The following is a 20,795-nucleotide window of genomic DNA, read 5'->3' as shown; positions in this document are numbered from 1 at the left end:
CATTCGTATCGGCAATGCATACAATATAAAGCCGAAGTTCAGGCCAAGTTTTACATAACTTAACACTCACTTGACCGCACTTAACATTCGCCCGGCTACTGATTGATACCGATGAGCTGTGATCGATTGCTCGATTGGAACAGCTCGCGCTCCTGTCAGGAACCGCAAGGAATGCATTGTTGAAAAAGCCGTCCGTCAGATTCGTAGCCGCGTTCTTCGCGGCTACGCTTCTCCTTTCCTTTCCCGTCCGAAATGCCGCGGCGGAACAGACCGCAGCGCCCGCTCTCACCGTTTCTCTGGCTGCGCCTGAGCTGCGGAGCTGGCCCGAAACCATCCCGGCGAGCGGCTGGCTGAAATCATGGCAGGACGCAATCATAGCCTCGGAAACGAGTGGCCTGCGCATCACGGAGGTTCTGGTCGATGTCGGTTCTGTGGTGAAGAAGGGGCAGACGCTCGTGCGGTTATCGCAGGACAGTGTTCTGGCCGAGCTTCGCAAACAGGAAGCTGCCGTTGCGACGGCCAAGGCTAGCCTTGCCAAAGCGACGGCCAATGCAGATCGGGCGCGACAGCTTCGCACCTCCGGCGCCTTGTCCGCGGAGAAAATCACCGAATATTTCGCCGACGAGCAGACAGCAACCGCAAGTCTCGCATCCGAGGAGGCGGCACTCGACAGCGAAAAGATCAAGCTTGGGCAAACGACGATTACAGCCGTGGACGACGGCTTGATAACCTCGCGCTCAGCCGATCTGGGTGCGGTCGTCTCCACTGGCACCGAGCTGTTCCGCATGGTTCGCCAACAGCGCATCGAATGGCAGGCGGAAGTGTCGGCACGCTATCTTCCGAGCATTTCGGAAGGCTTGAAGGCCATCATCGACGGCCCTGACGGCCGCCGGATCGAGGGTAGGGTACGGCTGGTGGGGCCGTCGGTAAGTACGGATACCAGCCGCGCAATCATCTATGTCGCATTACCCGCAGACACGCAGCCGCGGATCGGATTCTACGTCACAGGCAACATAGAGCTGCGCACGACGCCGGCCATGACTGTTCCCGAAACGGCGATCGTTTTCCGGGATGGCCTCAGCTACGTTTTCACGGCCGGCGACGACAGCCGGGTGCGACGAGTCCGGGTGGAAACAGGTCGGCGCAACAATGGCGAGGTCGAGATCCTGTCCGGCCTGGACCGGACCGCGAAGGTCGTGACGTCGGGCGGCGCATTTCTGTCGGACAATGATCTTGTAAAGATTGCGGAGACGAACCGATGAATTTTTCCGCATGGTCCATTCGCAATCCCGTGCCGGCGATCTTGCTGTTTGTGATGCTTGGATTCGGTGGGCTCTGGGCGTTCAAACAGTTGGCGATCCAGAACTTCCCGGACATGGATCTTCCGACCATAAATATCTCCGCTACGCTCGACGGTGCCGCACCGACGCAGCTCGAGACGGAAGTCGCCCGCACCATCGAGGACAGTCTTGCCACGCTGAGCTATCTCGATCACATCACGACGACGATCACCGATGGCACCGTGTCGATCAAGGTCTCCTTCAAACTGGACAAGGACAGCGAGGCGGCTCTCAACGAGGTTCGCAATGCCGTCGATAGCGTCAAGGCGGACCTGCCGGCGCAAATGGAGACGCCGAGCGTCACAAAGAGTACCGTCCAAAGCTCCGCGCTGGTCACCTATGCGGTCCGCTCGACCAATCTTAACGAGACCGAGTTGTCCTGGTTCATCGATAACGATCTGACCAAGGCGTTGCTGTCTGTGTCGGGTGTCGGCCAGGTCAACCGCATTGGCGGCGTCGACCGCGAGGTTCATGTTGATCTCGATGCTTCGACCATGGCATCGCTCGGGGTCACCGCGGCAACGGTGTCCTCGCAGCTCAAAGCCGTGCAGGCCGATACGTCGGGCGGTCTTGGAGAAATCGGGGAGACGCGGCAGACATTGCGTACCCTTGGAAACCTGCCGTCCGTCGAAGCGCTGCGGGCGCTCAGGATCCCGTTGGCAAACGGGCAGGCCGTGCGTCTCGACGATGTCGCATCGGTCGGGGACAGTTTCGCGTCTCGAACGTCGATGGCCTATCTCGATGGCAAACCGGTGGTGGCGGTTGAGATCAAGCGCTCGAAAGGCTTTTCAGACAGCGGGGTCGCCGCAGCTGTCGATGTGGCGATAAAGAAATTCGCTGCGGCTCATTCCAATGTGCAAATCGATCAGGCCTATAGCACGATCGGACCGATCATGGAGAACTACCATGGTTCGATGCATATGCTCTACGAGGGCGCCATCCTCGCAATCGTCGTTGTCTGGATCTTCCTTCGAGACTGGCGCGCGACAATTCTGTCGGCGGTGGCGCTGCCATTGTCGGTGATCCCGACATTTCTCGCCATGTATTTTGCCGGTTTCAGCCTCAACATCATCACGCTGCTTGCCCTGTCATTGGTGGTTGGCATCCTCGTGGATGATGCGATCGTCGAAATCGAGAACATTGCCCGCCACCTGCAAATGGGCAAGCGGCCGATCGATGCCGCGATGGAGGCGGCCAATGAAATTGGCCTTGCTGTCATTGCTACCACCTTTACGCTTGTTGCGGTCTTCCTGCCGACGGCGTTCATGGGCGGTATTCCGGGGCTTCTGTTCCGGCAGTTCGGAATTACCACTGCGGTCGCAGTCCTTGCCTCTCTCGTCGTTGCTCGCCTGCTGACACCTATGATGGCAGCCTATTTCATGAAGGCCTATCCGTCCGAGGAGAAGGATGGCCGCATCATGCGTAGCTATATGAGGATCGCGAAGGCTGCCCTGAATTACAGGAAGACCACAGTTGCGATAACGGTTGTCATCGTCGCGCTTTCACTTTCCACCATTCCCTTCCTGAAGTCCGGTTTCCTGCCGGCTTCGGACGACGCTCGCACGCAGATCACGCTCACGATGCAGCCCGGCTCCAGCATCCAGCAGACCGCCGCGATGACCCGCAAGGCCGCCGATATCGTTGGCGAGCTGCCTGACGTCACGCATGTCTTCTCCTCGGTTGGTTCTTCATCTTCCGGTGGCGGGATCGACAGCAGTTCCACGAGTGATGTCGCTTCCTCGACGATCACGGTTGTCCTGGCAGCGATCTCCGAGCGGGATCGAAAGCAGTCGGAGATCGAAAACGACATTCGGCAGGCACTTTCGGTCCTTCCGGGAGTGCGTGTGGAGGTCGGCAGTGGTGGCAATGGCACCAAGCTCGATATCACTCTTGCCGGTGATGACGCTGGCGTACTCGACAGCGCAAGCACGGCGCTGGAGGAGCAGCTTCGCACGCTTCGGGGGATTGGAGCGGTCACATCCACGGCGGCCAGACAAGCACCTGAAATCCAGATCACGCCCGATTTTGCGCGAGCCGCTGCGCTCGGCATAACGTCGAACGCTATCGCCAGCGCCGTGCGCGTGGCGACGAACGGGGAATATTCCTCCGATCTGCCAAAGCTCACCTTGCCGCAGCGTCAGATCCCGATTGTCGTGCGTTTCTCGCCGGAAACGCGCACCAATCTCGACGACATCAAGAATATGCGGGTGGTGGGAACGAATGGCAGCGTCGATCTCGGATCGATTGCCGATATCCGCATCGGTGGCAGCCCTTCGGAGATCGACCGCATCGACCGCATGCGCAATGTCACCGTTTCCGTCGAACTCAACGGCCGCATTCTCGGCGACGTCAACCGCGAGGCGCAGGCATTGCCGGCGCTCCGGCACTTGCCGCAGGGCGTCACTCTGGTGGAGCAGGGGGAATTGCAGCGCAGCTCTGAACTGTTCCAGAGCTTCGGGCTTGCCATGGCGATCGGCGTGTTCTGCATCTATGCCGTCCTCGTCCTGCTGTTCCACGATTTTCTGCAGCCGCTCACGCTTCTGATGGCCTTGCCGCTCTCGCTCGGAGGTGCGCTGTTGCCGCTCGTCGTGACAGGAACGAGCTTCTCGATGGCTGCTGTTATCGGGCTGCTCATGCTGATGGGCGTTGTGACGAAGAATTCCATCCTGCTTATCGAATATGCGATCATGTCGCGACAGCAAGGCATGTCCAGGTTCGACGCACTTATCGACGCATGTCACAAGCGTGCTCGGCCGATCGTCATGACCACCATTGCCATGGCGTCGGGCATGCTTCCCGTTGCCCTCAGCCTGACCGGGGGCGATTCAAGCTTCCGGCAGCCGATGGCCATCGTCGTGATCGGTGGCGTCACGATGTCGACCCTGCTTAGCCTCATCGTCATCCCTGTCATCTTTACCTTCGTCGATGACTTGGAAACCATGCTGAAACGGCTCCTGCGCCGGCTCGGCCTATCCCATGAAACTGCCGCAGAAACTCCCGCGCCCGCGGACCAGGGAGCCGTCGCATTCAGGTCCAACCATGCCCGGCGAGGGCATGGGTAGCGCTGACGGTCCTCTTTGGCAGCGACCTCGATAACCCGATCGGAGATAGGGGAGATTCATGAGTTTAACGATAGTCCCCGATATCCTGGTCGTTGATGCCGACTGCAAGATTCGCCACCTTCTGAGCGAACATCTCGGCGATCAGGGTTTTGGCGTCAGGACGGCAAGCAATCTTCATGGCTGCAGGGAGATTCTTGCTCGATGCCCTCCCGATCTCATCGTCTTGGAGGTCATGTTACCCGACGGATCGGGTCTCGACCTCTGCCGCGATCTGCAGAACCATCATCGTCGGGTTCCCGTCATTTTGTTGACCACGCTAAAGGAAGAAATCGATCGCATCCTCGGCCTCGAGATCGGCGCCGACGATTATCTCGGAAAGCCGTTCAATCCTCGCGAGTTGACGGCGCGGATCCGTGCTGTCTTGCGTCGTATGAACTTCAGGACGCCATCGGAATCCCAGGCGAAATGCTTTCGGTTTGCGGACATCATACTTGATCCACAGCGCAGCCGGGTAACGAGGAACAATGGCGAGTTGATCGCGCTGACCGGGGCCGAATTTGATCTTCTCAAGACATTTTTGGAGCGTGCCGGCCGATTGCTGTCGCGCGATCAACTCCTTGACCTGACGCAAAGGCGCGACCGCGATCCCGCCGATCGTTCGATCGATGTTCTCATCAGCCGGCTGCGACGCAAGCTTGGCGAAACAGCTGACGAGCCGATCTTCAGGACGATCCGCAATGGCGGTTATCAGCTCGCGGTCGCAGTGACCTCGGTCGAGACGGATTTTGAAACTGAAGCCGTGATGTGACGTGCCCATCATGGCGGCCGCCGTCATTGCCTTTCGAGCTGCTTCAGCTCTTTTCCCGAAGGGCATCGATGACGACGGAGAATGCGCGAAGATTCTGTCGGCGGCTGGGATAATAGAGGTAGTAGCCGGCAAATTTCGGACACCAGTCGTCCAGGACAAGCTGAAGCCGCCCCGCTTCCAGATGGTGCTCGACATAGCTTTCCGGAACGTAGGCAATGCCGTGCCCGTCGAGGGCAGCCGATATCATCTCGCGGTCGGTGTTCAATGTAAGCTGACCTTCGACCCTGACCCGGATCTCCTCTCCGTCCTTCTCGAACTCCCAGGCGTAAAGACCGCCGATGCGGTCGAGGCGTCGGCGAATGCAGTTGTGACGCATCAACTCCTGTGGAGTCAGCGGTACGGATCGGATTCTAAAATATTCTGGCGAGCCGACCGCCACCAGCCTCCAGTCGGGGCCGATGCGTACTGCGATCATGTCCTTTTCGAGGCTTTCGCCAAGTCTGACGCCGGCATCGAACCCGTCCTCGACGATGTTACGGAAGCTGCCATCGACGCTGAGTTCAAACTTGATGTCAGGATAATCGGAAAGGATGGACGACAATTTCGGCCACACAACGCTTTCCATGGCGTGGTTGGAAAGAGTGATCTTGACGGTTCCGGCCGGTCGTTCCCGATAGACGGTCAAGGCTTCGATGTCCGCTTCGATTTCGGCAATGCGGGGCGACAGGGATTGTTGCAGGCGCTCGCCCGCTTCGGTCAGCCCGACGCTTCTCGTCGTGCGTGTCAGCAGGCGCATACCCAGACGTTCTTCAAGTTTCTTCACCGCGTGGCTAAGCGTCGATTGGGATGTGCCCAGCTTAGCGGCCGCCTTCGTGAAGCTCCGCTCCTCGGCGACGGCCAGGAATACCAGCAGTTCGTTGAAATTTTCCCGTGCCATAGCCTTGTCCTACCCCAAATTCGCAGGACGTATTAATATCAATTTTCGATAGGTTCATGCAAATTACCCTATCTAATCCGATTTATCGAGCAATGCTATCTGATCTCCCAATCACGAAACAGTAGGCGCCACGAAACAGACAGGCGCAATGCGCCCGACGGGAGACGATGCCATGCTCGGAACAGTCCTTTACGCCCCCGGTGACATTCGTTGTGAAGAAGTTCCGGAACCGAAGATCCTCAAGCCGACCGATGCCATCATCAAGCTCTCGGCATCCTGTGTCTGCGGCTCCGATCTCTGGCCGTACCGCGGCATTCAGGCGGTGGCGGGGCCGCAGCATATGGGGCACGAATACTGCGGCGTCGTCGTGGAGGTCGGCAGTGAGGTGAAGACGATCCGGCCAGGCCAGTTCGTCGTCGGCTCGTTCTGCCTTTCGGACAACACCTGCCCGCACTGCCAGTTCGGCTTTCAGTCTTCGTGCGAACATCGCGAGTTCATGTCTGCGGCGCAGGCACCCTATGCACGGATTGCGCTTGCCGACGGAACCCTGGTTGCGACGGACACCATGCCATCGGATGATTTGATCCCGAGCCTTCTTGCGGCCTCGGATGTTCTGGGCACGGGCTGGTATGCGGCGGACGCGGCACGCGTTACTCCGGGATGCACGGCGGTCGTGGTCGGCGACGGCGCTGTCGGTCTCATGGGTGTGCTGTCCGCCAAGCAGATGGGTGCTGGGCGCATCATCGCCATGAGCCGCCACAAGCAACGCCAGGAGCTTGCCCTCGAATATGGCGCAACCGACATCGTCACCGAGCGCGGCGATGCGGGCGTGGCGAAGATCAAGGAGCTGACGGGAGGGATCGGAGCCGATTCTGTTCTTGAATGTGTCGGCACCCAGGAATCCATGCTGCAGGCGATCAATAGCGCCCGACCCGGCGGCTCGATCGGCTATGTCGGCGTTCCGCATGGCGTCGAACTCGACGGGCAGATGCTGTTCTTCCAGCAGAAGAACCTGCTCGGCGGCCCGGCTCCCGTGCGTCGCTTCCTCCCTCATCTCATCGATCTCATCATGACCCGTCAAATCAATCCCGGAAAGGTCTTCGATCTCGAAGTTCCGCTTGCCGATGTCGCTCATGGCTACAAGGCCATGGATGAGCGCATCGCCATCAAGACGCTGCTCAGGATGTGAGGAGCAGGCCATGACGAAGAGACAACTCATCGCTGCGGCGAGCATCCTCTCGGTCGCCGGCGTCGGCACGGTGGACGTGCTCCGCGCGCAGTCGGGAGATGCTGCGATCCACGAGGAGCTTCGCAAACCGAGCGGCAACAAGATTGCGATACGCATTGAAGGAAAGATGTTTACGATCGACCTATACGACAATGCGACGGCGGGAGATTTGGTCACGAAGCTGCCGCTAACAGTGAAGGTGAGCGACTATCCCGGCTATGACGAGAAGCTCCTTCGATTGAAGGAAGGCCTTTCGATGAAGGGGGCGCCGAAGGGCGACGAACCGGAGATTCCGGAGGTAGGCTATTACGAGCCCGGCCGATGGATCGCACTCTATTATGGCCCGATCGGCTACTGGCCCGGAAAGGTGCCTTTGGGGCGCATTCATGCCAGCGTCGACGAGATCCGCACGATCCCGGAGAGCGCCTCCGTCACCATCGAGAATATCCGCTGAACAGCTCGTTTCGAGCAATTTTGGACAATTGATATGGAAACCACCTATGACCGCGCCGTCGAGCGTGCGGCCAGCCCATGGGCTGCTGTCGTCTGCATGACGTTGATGACCTTCACCCTCGTCGCTTCTGAATTTCTGCCCGTCAGCCTGCTGACCCCGATCGCCGACGAGCTCGGCATTACCGCGGGCCAGGCGGGCCAGGCGATTTCCGTATCCGGATTTTTCGCGGTGGTCACCAGCCTGTTCAGCAACATGGCTCTGTGGCGGCTGGATCGCCGGACGGTGGTCCTGTTCTACACGATCGTGATGGTGCTCTCGGGCCTGGCGATCACATTCGCGCCCAACTATCTCGTCTTCATGCTCGGTCGCGCGATGATCGGCATCGCGATCGGCGGCTTCTGGTCTCTGTCCACCTCCATCGTCGCTCGCATCGCTGACGAACAGGATGTTCCGAAGGCGCTCGCCATGCTCCAGGGCGGAACTGCTCTGGCCACCGTCATCGCTCAGCCGCTGGGAAGCTTCCTCGGCGGATTGATAGGCTGGCGCGGCGCCTTCTTCATCGTCGTTCCGGTCGGCATCGTCGCCTTCATCTGGCAGATTTTCGCCTTGCCGCGGATGCCCGGCGGTTCGAAGAATGCCGGGAGCGGCCCGCTCGGGCTGCTGCGAAACCGCACTTTTGCAATCAGCATGGCGGCCATGTCCTTCTTCTTCATGGGTCAGTTTGCACTGTCGACCTATCTTCGGCCGGTCCTTGGAGACGTGACAGGGCTTGGTGTGAACGAACTCTCGGTCGTTCTTCTCGGCATCGGCCTGTTCGGCCTGCTGGGCACCTCCTTGATCGGTTTCCTGCTGCGAACGCATCTGGATGCCGTCCTCGCCTGGTTCCCTGCGGCGCTTGCCGCAATCGCTCTGCTGCTGATCCCGCTGGCACCCTCAGGGATCGCGATCGCCGCACTCCTCTGCCTGTTCGGGTTCTTTGTCACGCCCATTCCCGTGGCCTGGAACACCTGGATGACCCGCACCATCCCCGATAAGCTCGAGGCAGGCGGCGGACTGCTGGTGGCGCTGATCCAGGCGGCAATCACCGCCGGCGCTTTCACGGGCGGGATGCTGTTCGACGGCGTTGGCTGGTGGAGTCCGTTGGCCTACAGCGGTGTTCTGTTTCTGGCGGCCGCCATCATTCCGTTCGTCGCAAGACGGATGGGCTGAATTGGGGTAGATGTCCAGGTCGGAGCCGGCGCCAAGCATTCGTGACCAGCCCTGCCATGCGCGACTGGATCACAAGCTCGGCCAGCAGGCCAGTCTTCCGTTTTTCAGGCTGCGGTCGATATCAGCTATGTCTGCAAAATATGCCTGCGGGTCAGCTCCTTGAGCACATCGACGTCGCGCTTCTCTATCGCGTCGATCATCTGCTGGTGCTCGCGGCCGGACTGCTCGATGCGGGCTCGGGTGCGCCACTGCGACACCGGCGCTGACGAGGTGCGCTGACGGATTTCGGTGATGAGCTCGACAAGCTCCTGATTTCCTGCAAGTTCCAGCAAATACCGGTGAAAAGCGAGGTTGGCTTCATAGAGTTCGAGCATGGTGCCATTGAGCACCAGATCGTCGAAACGCGAAGCCAGCATACGCAAATTGGCAATATCCGCATCGCCGGCATTAGCGACAATGCGGTCGCTGATCGCCACTTCGAGGATCACGCGGATGTCGCTCACCTCCTGCGCGCGGCGCCCGTCCTGTTCGTGTACGTGATAACCGCGATTGGGAATATGCTCGACAAGCCGCTTCTGCACGAGGCGGTCGAGCGCCCGCCGCACCTGCGGCCGGGTACAGTTGTAGCGCCGCTCGAGATCGATCTGTTTCAGCCATGTTCCCGGCGGCAGCCTGCCCGCAAGGATGTCCTGGAGAATGAGCTCGGTCACGTCGGGCGTCTCTCCCTCGTGTGATGGCGCCGCCGCTTCAGCTTCCAGCGAGTTCATGCAGCTCTCCCAGACCTTCCCAAGTTGGCGATGACTATCATAGGTCCGTATTTTTCAACAACGACGCTCGTTATCGCTGCCGAAAAAATATTCATGCTCATCTCTTGCGCATCCGTTCTTATTGGCACATAAATTGGTACCAATTTAGTATCCATTACATGAGGCGGTTGGCAAGTCCATGCAAAATTCCGATGCGGTCTGGGACATCGTCGAAAAGAAAAGCGCCGAGTTCTTCGCACTCAGCGATCGGATCTGGGACATTCCGGAAACGAACTACCTGGAATACCGATCTGCCGAAGAGCATGCGGAGATGCTTGAGCGCCAAGGGTTTCGCGTCGAGCGCGGCGTCGCCGGCTTGCCGACGGCCGTCATGGGCGAGGCGGGTGAAGACGGTCCTGTCATCGCGATCCTCGGCGAATTTGATGCGCTGCCGGGATTGAGCCAGGAGGCAGGTGTTGCGGAAGAGCGGCCGCTGATAGACGGCGGCAATGGCCATGGCTGTGGCCATAACATGCTAGGCGCCGGCTCGATGCTAGCCGCGGCCGCGGTCAAGGATTTCCTCGCGGAGAACGGCCTGAAGGGCAGGGTGCGCTATTACGGTTGCCCGGCCGAGGAGGGTGGCTCCTCCAAGGGCTTCATGGTCCGTGCCGGCGTTTTCGACGATGTCGATATTGCGATTTCCTGGCATCCGGCGGCCTTTGCCGGCGTCAACAATCCTATCTCGCTTGCCTGCAACGAAATCAACTTTCACTTTTCCGGCCGTGCATCGCATGCCTCGGCCACGCCCCATCTCGGCCGCAGCGCGCTCGATGCGGTCGAGCTGATGAATGTCGGCGTCAACTATATGCGCGAACACATGCCGTCGACGGCGCGCATCCACTATGCGGTCACCGATACCGGCGGCGCGGCCCCGAATGTCGTGCAGGCGCGCGCTACCGTGCGCTATCTCGTTCGGGCACGCACCCTGCCGGAGCTTCTCTCGCTGGTCGCCCGTGTCAAGAAGGTTGCCGAGGGTGCGGCCCTGATGACGGAGACGAAGGTTCGCAGCGAGATCATCAGCGGCGACGCCAATCTCGTCGGCAATACACCGCTCGAGGAATGCATGTTCTCGCAGCTGGATCGGCTCGGACCGCCGGTGTTTGACGACGCAGATCGCGAGATGGCGCGGAAGTTCCAGCAGACCTTCAGTGCGGAGGATATTGCCGCTTCCTACGGCCGTTTTGCGTTGAAGCCGAAGAAGGGCCAGGCGCTTTGCGAGGAAATCTTTCCCTTGAATGCCGGCGACGGCACGCTGGTCGGTTCGACCGATGTCGGCACGGTCAGCTGGGTCGTCCCGACCGTGCAGATGCGCGGCGCCACCTATGCGATCGGCACGCCTGGCCACTCCTGGCAACTCGTCGCGCAGGGCAAGTTGCCCGTCGCTCACAAGGGCACCGAACATGCCGCCAAGGTGATGGCGAGCACGGCCGCCGAACTCATCCGCAATCCCGCGCTCATCGCCGCTGCCAAGGAAGATCACAGGGCACGCCTTGAAGGCACGCCCTTCGTCAATCCGATCCCGGACGATGTCCAGCCGCCGCTGCCGGAGAAGGTCAATGGCTGAGGCCGATCTGAGACCCGACCGCGCGCGTTTGATGGCGCATATCGGCGAATTCGCGAGCCGCGTAAAGCTGTCAGGAACGGCCGAGGAGCTGGAAAGCTTCCGCTATCTCCAGGCTGAGATGGATGGCTTTGGCTATCGCACGCAGCTTCTGTCGCACGACGCCTTCATCAGTCTGCCAGGTGCCGCCAGGGTCGGGATCGATGGCGAGAACCTTCGTTGCATCACGCATTCCATGTCGGTCTCGACATCAGTTGCGGGGGTAACCGGCAACCTCATCCATGTCGGCGAGGGAACCGAAGCTGACTTTGCAGGCACGGATGTTGCCGGCAAGATCGTCCTGGTCGATGGTATCGCGACGGAGGAAGTGGCCGCTCTTGCGAGCGCTTTCGGCGCTCTTGGCGAACTTCATATCAGCCCGAACGAGCATCTTTACGAGATGTGCGTCTCGCCGGTCTGGGGCAGTCCCTCGCAGCACACGCGCCACAGGTTGCCGACGACAGTCATCTGCTCGATCGTGAGGGATGATGGCGACCGGCTGCGTGAAAGGCTTGCACGCGGAGAAACCGTGGCCGCAACACTTTGCGCGGAAGTCGATACGGGCTGGCGCAAGACGCCGCTGCTCGTTGCCGACCTTCAGCCGAAGGGCGACGATGCGCCCTTCGTGCTGTTCTCCGGCCATCACGATACCTGGCATTTCGGGGTCATGGACAATGGCGGCGCCAACGCCACCATGCTGGAGGCGGCACGCCTCCTTGCTCTTCGCAGCAACGAGTGGCGTCGAGGCTTGCGCATATGCTTCTGGTCCGGTCATTCGCATGGCCGTTATTCCGGCTCTGCCTGGTATGCGGACGAGTATTTCGATGAACTCGATCGCCGCTGCGCCGTCCATGTCAATGTCGATTCCACCGGCGGCGAGGGCGCGACCGTCCTTACCAATTCCGGCGTGATCGACGAGCTCAGGCCTTTGGCTGCAGATGTGATCGCCCGCGTGACCGGGCAGAAGCATGCCGGCAGGCGTCATGGCCGAGCTGCCGATCAGTCTTTCTGGGGCGTCGGCATCCCCTCCATGTTCGGCAGCCTCAGCCATCAGCCGCCTGGCCCCGTCAAGATGCTGACGGCGCTCGGATGGTGGTGGCATACGCCGCACGACACCGTCGAGCACATCGATGCGGATAATCTCTGCCGCGACACGGAGATTGTTCTCGAGGTCCTCTGGCGGCTGCTGACCTCACCCGTCCTGCCGCTGGACTATACCGAATATGCCGCCTGCCTCGGCGACCAGATCGGACAATTGCAGGCAACGCTTGCCGACCGCCTCGATATCTCCGGCCTGTCCAAGGCGGTCGAAGACTTGCGCATCAACGCAAATTCGCTTCTGCGGGTAAAAGGCCCTTCACCCGAAAGAGCCGCGCGCATCAATGGTTTGCTGATGCGCGCGGGGCGGCATCTCGTGCCGCTGAACTACACGAGCGGCGAACGCTTCCATCCCGATTCCGCGCTCCCCCACGCCGCCTGGCCATCCCTGGAAGGGCTGCGCGCTTTGGCGAGACTGGGCGAGGGCGCGCCGGATACGGCCTTTTATGTTGTCCACGCGCGTCAGGTGAGAAACCGTATCGCGCATGCGTTGCGCGAAGCCAATGCGGCCTTGCGGGCGGCTCTGGAGGATTGACCCTCAGCGAATACCGAACATGACAAAAGGCCGCTTAAGCGGTCGTAAGGGGAACGAACATGAAAAACAGAAAAGTGCTTGCCGCCGTATTCGGCGCGATTGCCTTCCTTGCTCCGCTGACCGCCGGCGCCAAGGACTGGACCCACGTGAAGGTCGGCATCGAAGGTGCCTTCCCGCCATGGAACCTGATGGATTCGAGCGGCAAGCTCGCGGGCTTCGACGTTGATCTCATCAATGATCTCTGCAAGCGCGGCAAGGTCGATTGCGAGCTGATCGCCGGCGAATGGAATGCGATGATCCCGAGCCTGAATGCCGGAAAATTCGATCTGGTGATGACGCTCGGCATCAACGAGAAGCGCAAGCAGGTGGTCGATTTCACCGTGCCCTATGCGAGCGGCGTCGCAAGCTTCCTGCTCGTGAAGGACGGGCCGGTTTCCCCGCTGCCGATGACGGGTGAACGTCTGAACTTGAACGACAAGGCGAAGGCGGATCCTGTGACGGCGGAGATCGGCAAAGCTCTGAAGGGCAAGACGGTCGGCGTCGTCCAGTCGACCAGCCAGGAGCAATTGATCAATTCCTATTTCGGATCCGATGTGACGGTGCGGGCCTATAAGAACTCCGGAGAGCGTGATCTCGACCTGAAGGCTGGCCGCATCGATGCCGGCTTCGACAGCGGCGTCTATGAAACCTCCGTGCTTGGCAAACCCGGCAACGACGATCTGATAATGTCGGGTCCCATGGTGAAGGGCGCGATGCTGGCAACGGAAGTCGCGCTCGGCATGCGCAAGGGAGAGACTGATCTGAAGGCGAAATTCGACGATGCCATCAAGCAGGCTGCGAAGGACGGTACGATCAAGCAGCTCTCCGAAAAATGGAGCAAGATCGACCTCACGCCGACCTTCGACGCGAATTGAGCGCCCTGCAACCATCGTTCCCGGCCGAGGCTAAGACCATGACATCCGTTGCCAACACCCATTCTTTCAGGTCAAGCGCATGAATCAGCCAACCCTGTTCGAGCTGGCCGGCTTCGGTCCGGATGGCTGGGGCCACGCTCTGCTCGCCGGCGCCTGGATGACAATTCTCGTCGCGATCGCCGGCTATGCGGTCGGCGCCTGCATCGGAACGCTCGGTGCTTGGGGCAAGATCGCCGGCAACCGCTTTGCACGGGCGACGGCGGATGCCTACACGACGGTTCTTCGCGGCATCCCCGATCTGCTGGTCATCTATCTTTTCTACTTCGGCGGCAGCGCGGTCGTGACCGCGATCGGCAAGATGTTCGGAGCGGAAGGCTTCCTCGGCTTTCCGGGCTTCCTTGCCGGCTCCCTTGCCGTCGGCGTCACCTCCGGTGCGCAGTTCACCGAAGTGCTGCGTGGCGGGTTCAAGGCCGTGCATCCCGGCGAGATCGAAGCGGCCATTGCCTGCGGAATGCCGCGCTGGCTGCGGCTGCGTCGGATTATCGCGCCGCTGACCCTGCGGCATGCGCTGCCAGGGCTCGGCAATGTCTGGCAGGTCGTCCTGAAGGAGTCGGCGCTGGTCTCGATCACCGGCGTTGCCGAACTGCTGCGTCAGGCGCAGGTCGGCGCGGGCTCCACGGGACTGCCGTTCGATTTCTACCTGATCGCAGGGGTGATCTATCTGATGATTTCGACCCTTTCCAGCCTGATCATCCAGCAGGCCGAGCGGCATCTGTCGCGCGGCGTGAGGAGACGCTGATGGATTGGCAATTCCTTGAAGAGACGTTTGTGAGCCTTGTCACGGCAATCCCGTTGACGATCGAGCTTGCGGTAACGTCGATCTGCCTCGGCGCCATCCTCGCCCTGCTTCTGGCGCTCGCACGTCTGTCCGGCTTCGTCGTCCTCGACTGGTTCGCCAGGCTCTACGTCTTCGTGTTTCGCGGTACGCCGTTGCTTGTTCAGATCTTCCTGATCTACTACGGCCTCGGCCAGTTTCCCGCCATCCGTCACAGTATTTTCTGGCCGTTCCTGCGCGATCCCTACTGGTGCGCGGTTTTGGCGTTGACCTTGAATACCGCAGCCTATGCCAGCGAAATCATCCGCGGTGGACTGCTGTCTGTCCCGCACGGGCAGGTGGAGGCTGCGCGCGCTTGCGGCATGCACCGTCTCATGATGTTCCGGCGCATCATTTTGCCGCTCGCCATCCGCCAGGCCCTGCCGGGCTACGGCAACGAGATGATCTCGATGGTGAAGGCGACATCGCTCGCCTCGATCATCACGCTGATGGAAGTCACCGGTGTTGCGGCGAAAATCATTTCGGAAACCTACCGCGCCATTGAGGTCTTCGTCGTCTCAGGCGCCATCTATCTCGCGATCAATTTCGTGCTGACACGTCTTATCCAGCTTGCCGAATACCGGCTGAGCCCGCATCTGCGCCCGCCTGTTCCGGTGACGCGCGATACTGCCGCTGTGGCGGCGCCCGTAGGAGATCCGCAATGACGGCCACGCCAATCGCACTCAGCGTGCGCGACATGCACAAGAGCTTTGGGCCGGTCGAAGTGCTCAAGGGTATCTCGCTTGATGCGCTGGAAGGAGACGTCGTCTCGATTCTCGGCTCGTCAGGCTCCGGAAAATCGACCTTCCTGCGCTGTATCAATTTGCTGGAGACACCCGATTCCGGTGAAGTGACCGTGGCGGGCGAAACGATCCGCATGCAGCGCACCGCCCGCGGCACCCATCGCCCGTCTGACGGAAAGCAGGTCGACCGCATCCGCTCCCAGCTCGGCATGGTTTTCCAGAGCTTCAATCTCTGGTCCCACAAGACCGTGCTGGAGAACGTAATCGAAGCGCCCGTCTATGTGCAGGGTCGTTCGCGCGCCGAATGTGTCGAGGAAGCGGAGGCACTGCTCGCCAAGGTCGGCATCGGCGACAAGCGCAATTTTTATCCGGCTCACCTGTCGGGAGGCCAGCAACAGCGCGCAGCCATCGCGCGTGCGCTCGCCATGCATCCTAAGGTGATGCTGTTCGACGAGCCGACGTCGGCGCTTGATCCCGAACTCGTGGGCGAGGTCCTGAGGGTCATGCGCGCGCTCGCCGAGGAAGGGCGTACCATGCTTGTCGTTACCCATGAGATGGGCTTTGCGCGAGATGTCTCCAGCCGCGTCGTCTTCCTGCATAAGGGCGTCGTCGAGGAAGACGGCAAGCCGCAGGATGTATTTGCCGGTTCACGTTCCGAACGCTTCCGCCAGTTCATCAGCCAATAATTTCAAGCTCAATCACAATGGGGAACTCGATCATGAAATACCTGACTGGACTTCTGACTGCGATCATGATGGTCGCCACGCTCGCGACGGCAAGCGTCGTGCGCGCGGAGGACAAGAAGTGGACGCATGTCACCATCGCGACCGAAGGCGCTTTCCGCCCATGGAACTTCACCAAGGCGGATGGCAGCCTGGACGGATATGAGATCGAACTGATCAAATATCTCTGCGATCATATGAAGGTCGAATGCACGACTGTCATCCAGCCCTTCGACGGCATGATTCCCGCCTTGAATGCGGGTAAATTCGACGCCATCATTTCGGGCATGTCGGCAACCGCCAAGCGCGAGGAAGTCATTGCCTTCAGCGATTCCTACGGCACGACCGGCCAGACTTTCGCAACGCTGAAGGATTCCCCGCTTGTCGACCTTCCCATGAAGGGCCAGGTTTTTTCTCTCGCAACGGACGAAGCCGGCGCGGCCAAGGCGCTGAAGGAGCTCGAACCGATGCTCAAGGGCAAGACGATCGGCGTGCAGACGGCATCGATCGCGGCGACCTTCCTCGACAAGTATCTGAAGGGCGTTGCCGATATTCGCGAGTACAAGACAACCGAGCAGCACGATCTCGACCTGAAGGCCGGCCGCGTCGATTTGATCATGGCATCCATGGCCTATCTGTCGACGGCAGCGGCAAAGCCCGGCAATGAAGATATGACCGTGACCGGACCGCGCTTCCAGGGCGGCCTTCTCGGCCGTGGCAGTTCCGTCGGCCTGCGTAAGGACGACACCCAGCTGAAGGCGATGTTCAACGATGCGATCGCGGCGGCAAAAGCCGACGGCACGATCGCAAAGCTGTCGCAGAAGTGGTTCGGCTTCGACGTGACCCCGAAGTAACTCTGGGACGAAACCACGCCGAGGTTTCGTTGCACGGCCTTTGATTTTGCCGAACAACGGCAGCGAAATGCTCTTTTGAGCCTGCCAGCCCGATGACGCGCCGGGCATCGGGCTGCATACGCCTACAAGGGCGCGCCGATTGATATGCGGTGGACCCACTGCAGATATTCTCTCCTCTTTTATCCCCTATCTTTTATCTGGGCTGGGATCGGCCGTGGCATGTCATGCAACATGCTGCACATTTGGCGTGTAGCTTTAGGGCCGTCATGGCATGCAAGCCGCCTATGATCATTTTCATTGCAACCATAAGCTTTTAAAGTATATTCGGATTAAATAATTAAATCGTTGCGACCTGGTTTCAGGAGGTAGTCATGAGTCAGCCTTCGAAATGGTGGTGGGGCCTGATTCCGCTTGCGATTCTCTGTATCCTCGCGACCTTCATCACCGGAAAATCCATCAACAGCGATCTCAACAACAGGGCGACCGCGTCCCTCGGATCGGCTGTTGTCAGTCCGGTGTTCAGCGTGGCGGGCCGGGACGTCGCTCTCGCCGGAGTGGTGTTTTCCCCGGATGCTGCAAACCAGGTCGCCGCTTCGGTAGGGCAGGTCTGGGGCGTGCGTCGGGTTCTGGTCGACGCCAAGGAGCCCGAGGTCGCCAAGCCCTTCAACTGGGCCATATCCCATGAAGGTCCGAGCGTTGTCCTGTCTGGCAGCGTTCCAAATCCTGATACGCGTGAAAAGATTGTCGCCACCGCGAAAGCGACCTTCGCCGGAGCCGATGTCAAGGATGAAATGCACTATGCCAGCGGTGCTGCGGCCGGCTATGCCGGCGCCGTGCAGTTCGGCATCGATCAATTGGGCAAGCTGTCAAAAGGCAGCGCCTCGTTGTCCGATACGGGTCTGACGATTTCCGGTAGCGCCGACACAAGCGATGCCTACAACGCTATCACCACGGCGCTCAAAACGCTGCCGGAGGGCCTTACGCTTGCCAAATCAGACATTACGGCACCCAAGCCAGAGCCCGCAGCGCCGGTGACACCCACCACGGAAACTCCAGCCGCGCCAGCCGTCGCAACGGCGTCATCCTCGACGGACACCTCGGCCGCAGCTACCGCAACATCTACTGTGGCCACGACCGCCGCTGCCTATGGTTTCGATGCCGCAAGGGACACCGACAAGCTCACCCTTTCGGGCAACTATCCGGACGATGATACGCATGGCAAGATCCTGGATACGGCCAAGAGCCTCTTTCCGGGTGACGTCGTCAATGATCAGATGACCGCTGCTCCCGGCGCTCCGAACGGCTTTGCAAACGCTGCGCTTGCAGGGTTGAGCGCCTTGTCGCGTCTCGCAAAAGGGACTTTTTCGCTCGCCGGCACGAATGCGACGCTCTCGGGCGAGGCGCTTTACGATGGCGCCGTGAACAGTGTCCAACGCGGATTTGCAGCCGCACTTCCCGACGGCTTCAAAGCGGCTTCCGCAACGATCACAGTCAGTACGCCGGCCCCGGCCGTCGACGCCGTCAATTGCCAATCGATGCTCAACGGGATCGTGACCAAATCGAAGATCGGCTTCGAGACGGGCAAGGCCCGGGTTTCTCCCGCATCCTCCGGCCTGCTGGATACGATCGTCGCTACGATCAATCGTTGCCCGGGTTCAAACATCGAGGTGTCGGGGCATACGGATTCGAGCGGGGATGAGAAGGCGAACATCGTCCTCTCCGAACAGCGCGCCAAGGCCGTCCTTACCTATCTGACCGATGCAGGCGTGCCGTCGAGCCGGCTGACTGCGGTCGGTTTCGGTTCCTCACACCCGCTCGCTTCCAATGATACCGAGGAAGGCAAGGCACTCAATCGTCGTATCGAATTCTCTGTGAAATAGGAGAAGCGGCAATGACCTATCTGTTGTCAACGTACTGGTTGTGGATGCTGCTCGCATTGGTGCTCGGCGGCATCGTCGGTTTCACCTCATTCCTGCGGTCGGCCAGCGGCTGGTGGCCGCAGTCCTGGCCCGGTTGGTTCAAGCTGTTGTGCGTCTTGTTCGTGATCGGCCTCGTCGTGGCTGTGCTGCAGTGGCTTCCGGGCCTGACGGGTCATTATCTGGAGACCGCATTGCTCTTCGTTGGCAGCTATATCGTCGGCTGCTTCCTCGGTAGCTGGCTCGCAAGCTTGCGCGCGACACGGCCGCTCGACGCGGACAACAAAGTGGCCGCGACTTCGACCGGCGGGACTGCGCCGCAACCGTCGCCAATACCGGTATCAACTCCCGCGCCGTCATCCGCTCCAGCGCCTGCGCCGACGCTGGCGGCGGTTGCGACACCCGCGTCCACGCCAACGCCGGTGTCGCCAAAACCGGTTCCGCCTGCACCGGCCTCTGCGGCTTCGCCGCCTGTATCGGCCGCTGTGGCGCCTGGCCCTGTTTCCGGCGAGCACGAGCATCCCGGCAAGCGCCCGCCGGCTGCGGCAAGGGCTAGCATCGTGCCCGATGATTTGAAGCGCATTTCCGACATCGGCCATGTCAATGAGGAGAAGCTGAACGAGCTCGGCATCTGGACCTTCAGCCAGATTGCGGCCTGGACGCATGAAAACGCCGAATGGGTCGGTAGTTACATGGCTTTCCCCGGACGCATCGAGCGGGAGGACTGGATCGGTCAGGCAGGGCAACTGGCAAAAGGATTGGAAACCGAATTCTCACGTCGGGTCGAGCGTGGCGAAGTGCCCACGTCGTCGGACAACTCGACTTCCTCATCGGCTGCCATTTCATCGGCACCAACCGCGTCGCCGCCACTCGCATCCGTATCGCAGGCTGCGACAGAAGCCACCACCGGCACATCGCAGATGGCAGCTTCTCCCATTGGCGATGACGGTCATCCCGGCAAACGTCCGCCGAGCGTCGCAAGACCTAGCGTCGCTCCGGATAATCTGAAACGCATTTCCGGCATCGGTCATGTCAACGAGGAAAAGCTCAACGAGCTCGGCATCTGGACCTTCCGTCAGGTCGCGGCCTGGACACATGAAAATGCCGAATGGGTCGGCAGCTACATGGCCTTTCCCGGGCGCATCGAGCGCGAGGACTGGATCGGTCAGGCCGGCAAGCTCGCGCAGGGCATCGAGACAGAATTCTCGCGCCGGGTCGATCACGGCGACGTGCCTACCTCCTCGTAAGTGTTTTCCTTCCGGACGATGCTCAGGCGTTAATCACGGATCTTCTGAATGACTTCGAGGCGATGCAATTCTTTCTGCGACATAGTGATCGTAAAGGACTGGAGAAGCTAACCCAAGTGCATCGTGCCGGTGTTGAGGGTAGGGGATCACCCCGCTTCTTGCAAATGGGTCATGAACACCTCCGCCGGCGTCTTGTAACCCAGGCATCTTCGTGGTTGATCGTTGAGATGGCGGGCAAGTTGGGTAAGGTCGCGTTGTGACACGGCCGCCAGGTCGGTATCGCCGGGCATGAAGCGACGAATGCGCTTATTGGCATTCTCCACAGCGCCTTTCTGCCACGGTGCGCTGGGATCGCAAAACCAGCTGCGCGCGCCGATACCATCTTCCAGAGCCCGGAAGCCGGCAAACTCCGTGCCGCGATCAAAGGTGAAGCTCTGGCGTGCCAGGG

The 20,795-nt window shown here is 60.3% G+C and carries 18 protein-coding genes; 15 read left to right on the top strand and 3 right to left on the bottom strand.

What is annotated here, in order from left to right; all coding sequences use genetic code 11:
* Window positions 1-152 precede the first annotated feature (152 nt).
* Genes GA0061100_RS21585 through GA0061100_RS21575 form a run of 3 tightly spaced genes read left to right on the top strand, consistent with a single transcriptional unit; the run spans window position 153 to window position 5,210 of the window.
* The gene (locus GA0061100_RS21585; protein WP_143525516.1) at window positions 153-1,262 is read left to right on the top strand and encodes an efflux RND transporter periplasmic adaptor subunit; all 1,110 of its coding nucleotides are present in this window, start codon (window positions 153-155) and stop codon (window positions 1,260-1,262) included.
* Window positions 1,259-4,402 (top strand): efflux RND transporter permease subunit, encoded by a 3,144-nt coding sequence (locus GA0061100_RS21580; protein WP_075854805.1) that lies wholly within the window; start codon window positions 1,259-1,261, stop codon window positions 4,400-4,402. Before GA0061100_RS21585 ends, GA0061100_RS21580 begins: the two co-directional genes overlap by 4 nt.
* Window positions 4,403-4,460: 58 nt before the next feature.
* Window positions 4,461-5,210 (top strand): response regulator, encoded by a 750-nt coding sequence (locus GA0061100_RS21575; protein WP_075854804.1) that lies wholly within the window; start codon window positions 4,461-4,463, stop codon window positions 5,208-5,210.
* A gap of 43 nt (window positions 5,211-5,253) precedes the next feature.
* Here the strand turns inward: GA0061100_RS21575 and GA0061100_RS21570 are convergent, their stop codons facing one another.
* The gene (locus GA0061100_RS21570) at window positions 5,254-6,147 is read right to left on the bottom strand and encodes a LysR family transcriptional regulator (protein ID WP_075854803.1); all 894 of its coding nucleotides are present in this window, start codon (window positions 6,145-6,147) and stop codon (window positions 5,254-5,256) included.
* Window positions 6,148-6,319: 172 nt separating this feature from the next.
* Here GA0061100_RS21570 and GA0061100_RS21565 point away from each other — a divergent pair, with 172 nt between their 5' ends.
* The 3 genes from GA0061100_RS21565 to GA0061100_RS21555 are packed head-to-tail and all read left to right on the top strand — an operon-like array spanning window position 6,320 to window position 9,038.
* Complete coding sequence (locus tag GA0061100_RS21565) at window positions 6,320-7,336, top strand: zinc-dependent alcohol dehydrogenase family protein (RefSeq protein WP_075854802.1); 1,017 nt, start codon at window positions 6,320-6,322, stop codon at window positions 7,334-7,336.
* A 10-nt stretch (window positions 7,337-7,346) separates the two neighbouring features.
* The gene (locus GA0061100_RS21560; protein ID WP_075854801.1) at window positions 7,347-7,829 is read left to right on the top strand and encodes a cyclophilin-like fold protein; all 483 of its coding nucleotides are present in this window, start codon (window positions 7,347-7,349) and stop codon (window positions 7,827-7,829) included.
* 33 nt (window positions 7,830-7,862) lie between these two features.
* Entirely contained in the window at window positions 7,863-9,038 is a 1,176-nt protein-coding gene (locus GA0061100_RS21555; RefSeq protein ID WP_075854800.1) for an MFS transporter, read from the top strand.
* 125 nt (window positions 9,039-9,163) lie between these two features.
* Here the strand turns inward: GA0061100_RS21555 and GA0061100_RS21550 are convergent, their stop codons facing one another.
* Window positions 9,164-9,805, bottom strand: coding sequence for a GntR family transcriptional regulator (locus tag GA0061100_RS21550; protein ID WP_075854799.1), 642 nt, complete (start codon window positions 9,803-9,805; stop codon window positions 9,164-9,166).
* 178 nt (window positions 9,806-9,983) lie between these two features.
* Between GA0061100_RS21550 and GA0061100_RS21545 the strand changes: the two genes are divergently transcribed.
* The 9 genes from GA0061100_RS21545 (at window position 9,984) to GA0061100_RS35420 (ending at window position 20,347) form a co-directional block, all read left to right on the top strand.
* Complete coding sequence (locus tag GA0061100_RS21545) at window positions 9,984-11,408, top strand: M20 family metallopeptidase (RefSeq protein ID WP_075854798.1); 1,425 nt, start codon at window positions 9,984-9,986, stop codon at window positions 11,406-11,408.
* Window positions 11,401-13,077 carry a M28 family peptidase gene (locus GA0061100_RS21540; RefSeq protein WP_075854797.1) on the top strand — a complete coding sequence of 559 codons (1,677 nt, stop codon included), beginning with the start codon at window positions 11,401-11,403 and terminating at the stop codon, window positions 13,075-13,077. The genes GA0061100_RS21545 and GA0061100_RS21540 overlap by 8 nt, the downstream gene beginning before the upstream one ends.
* Before the next feature lie 59 nt (window positions 13,078-13,136).
* Window positions 13,137-13,991, top strand: a complete 855-nt coding sequence (locus GA0061100_RS21535; RefSeq protein ID WP_075854796.1) for a transporter substrate-binding domain-containing protein — start codon at window positions 13,137-13,139, stop codon at window positions 13,989-13,991.
* Window positions 13,992-14,070: 79 nt separating this feature from the next.
* Entirely contained in the window at window positions 14,071-14,790 is a 720-nt protein-coding gene (locus GA0061100_RS21530; RefSeq protein WP_075854795.1) for an ABC transporter permease, read from the top strand.
* Window positions 14,790-15,530 carry an ABC transporter permease gene (locus tag GA0061100_RS21525; RefSeq protein ID WP_075854794.1) on the top strand — a complete coding sequence of 247 codons (741 nt, stop codon included), beginning with the start codon at window positions 14,790-14,792 and terminating at the stop codon, window positions 15,528-15,530. The genes GA0061100_RS21530 and GA0061100_RS21525 overlap by 1 nt, the downstream gene beginning before the upstream one ends.
* Window positions 15,527-16,294: an ABC transporter ATP-binding protein gene (locus tag GA0061100_RS21520; protein ID WP_075854793.1), complete on the top strand. Its 768-nt coding sequence runs from the start codon at window positions 15,527-15,529 to the stop codon at window positions 16,292-16,294. The genes GA0061100_RS21525 and GA0061100_RS21520 overlap by 4 nt, the downstream gene beginning before the upstream one ends.
* 32 nt (window positions 16,295-16,326) lie before the next feature.
* Window positions 16,327-17,184, top strand: coding sequence for a transporter substrate-binding domain-containing protein (locus GA0061100_RS21515; protein ID WP_075854792.1), 858 nt, complete (start codon window positions 16,327-16,329; stop codon window positions 17,182-17,184).
* A 371-nt stretch (window positions 17,185-17,555) separates the two neighbouring features.
* Window positions 17,556-19,064 (top strand): OmpA family protein, encoded by a 1,509-nt coding sequence (locus tag GA0061100_RS21510; protein ID WP_075854791.1) that lies wholly within the window; start codon window positions 17,556-17,558, stop codon window positions 19,062-19,064.
* A gap of 11 nt (window positions 19,065-19,075) precedes the next feature.
* On the top strand, window positions 19,076-20,347 hold the full coding sequence (locus tag GA0061100_RS35420; protein WP_075854790.1) for a hypothetical protein: 1,272 nt from the start codon (window positions 19,076-19,078) through the stop codon (window positions 20,345-20,347).
* Window positions 20,348-20,493: 146 nt separating this feature from the next.
* On the opposite strand, the gene GA0061100_RS21500 is transcribed toward GA0061100_RS35420, so the two are convergent.
* Window positions 20,494-20,795, bottom strand: a 302-nt coding sequence (locus tag GA0061100_RS21500; protein WP_143525498.1) for an IS30 family transposase, incomplete at its 5' end; no start/stop codon positions are given.

It is taken from the genome of Martinezella hainanensis (assembly GCF_900094555.1).
GTDB lineage: Bacteria > Pseudomonadota > Alphaproteobacteria > Rhizobiales > Rhizobiaceae > Rhizobium > Rhizobium hainanense.
The sequence above is the reverse complement of the archived record's forward strand: the minus strand, read 5'-3'. Positions and strand labels throughout refer to the sequence as shown.

What these genes read in the sequence shown, in the direction of transcription:
- GA0061100_RS21515 (WP_075854792.1), top strand. Translation starts at nt 16,327, where the DNA reads ATGAAATACCTGACTGGACTTCTGACTGCGATCATGATGGTCGCCACG.
- GA0061100_RS21580 (WP_075854805.1), top strand. Translation starts at nt 1,259, where the DNA reads ATGAATTTTTCCGCATGGTCCATTCGCAATCCCGTGCCGGCGATCTTG.
- GA0061100_RS21520 (WP_075854793.1), top strand. Translation starts at nt 15,527, where the DNA reads ATGACGGCCACGCCAATCGCACTCAGCGTGCGCGACATGCACAAGAGC.
- GA0061100_RS35420 (WP_075854790.1), top strand. Translation starts at nt 19,076, where the DNA reads ATGACCTATCTGTTGTCAACGTACTGGTTGTGGATGCTGCTCGCATTG.
- GA0061100_RS21570 (WP_075854803.1), bottom strand. Translation starts at nt 6,147, where the DNA reads ATGGCACGGGAAAATTTCAACGAACTGCTGGTATTCCTGGCCGTCGCC.
- GA0061100_RS21575 (WP_075854804.1), top strand. Translation starts at nt 4,461, where the DNA reads ATGAGTTTAACGATAGTCCCCGATATCCTGGTCGTTGATGCCGACTGC.
- GA0061100_RS21535 (WP_075854796.1), top strand. Translation starts at nt 13,137, where the DNA reads ATGAAAAACAGAAAAGTGCTTGCCGCCGTATTCGGCGCGATTGCCTTC.
- GA0061100_RS21530 (WP_075854795.1), top strand. Translation starts at nt 14,071, where the DNA reads ATGAATCAGCCAACCCTGTTCGAGCTGGCCGGCTTCGGTCCGGATGGC.
- GA0061100_RS21555 (WP_075854800.1), top strand. Translation starts at nt 7,863, where the DNA reads ATGGAAACCACCTATGACCGCGCCGTCGAGCGTGCGGCCAGCCCATGG.
- GA0061100_RS21545 (WP_075854798.1), top strand. Translation starts at nt 9,984, where the DNA reads ATGCAAAATTCCGATGCGGTCTGGGACATCGTCGAAAAGAAAAGCGCC.
- GA0061100_RS21550 (WP_075854799.1), bottom strand. Translation starts at nt 9,805, where the DNA reads ATGAACTCGCTGGAAGCTGAAGCGGCGGCGCCATCACACGAGGGAGAG.
- GA0061100_RS21560 (WP_075854801.1), top strand. Translation starts at nt 7,347, where the DNA reads ATGACGAAGAGACAACTCATCGCTGCGGCGAGCATCCTCTCGGTCGCC.
- GA0061100_RS21540 (WP_075854797.1), top strand. Translation starts at nt 11,401, where the DNA reads ATGGCTGAGGCCGATCTGAGACCCGACCGCGCGCGTTTGATGGCGCAT.
- GA0061100_RS21510 (WP_075854791.1), top strand. Translation starts at nt 17,556, where the DNA reads ATGAGTCAGCCTTCGAAATGGTGGTGGGGCCTGATTCCGCTTGCGATT.
- GA0061100_RS21525 (WP_075854794.1), top strand. Translation starts at nt 14,790, where the DNA reads ATGGATTGGCAATTCCTTGAAGAGACGTTTGTGAGCCTTGTCACGGCA.
- GA0061100_RS21565 (WP_075854802.1), top strand. Translation starts at nt 6,320, where the DNA reads ATGCTCGGAACAGTCCTTTACGCCCCCGGTGACATTCGTTGTGAAGAA.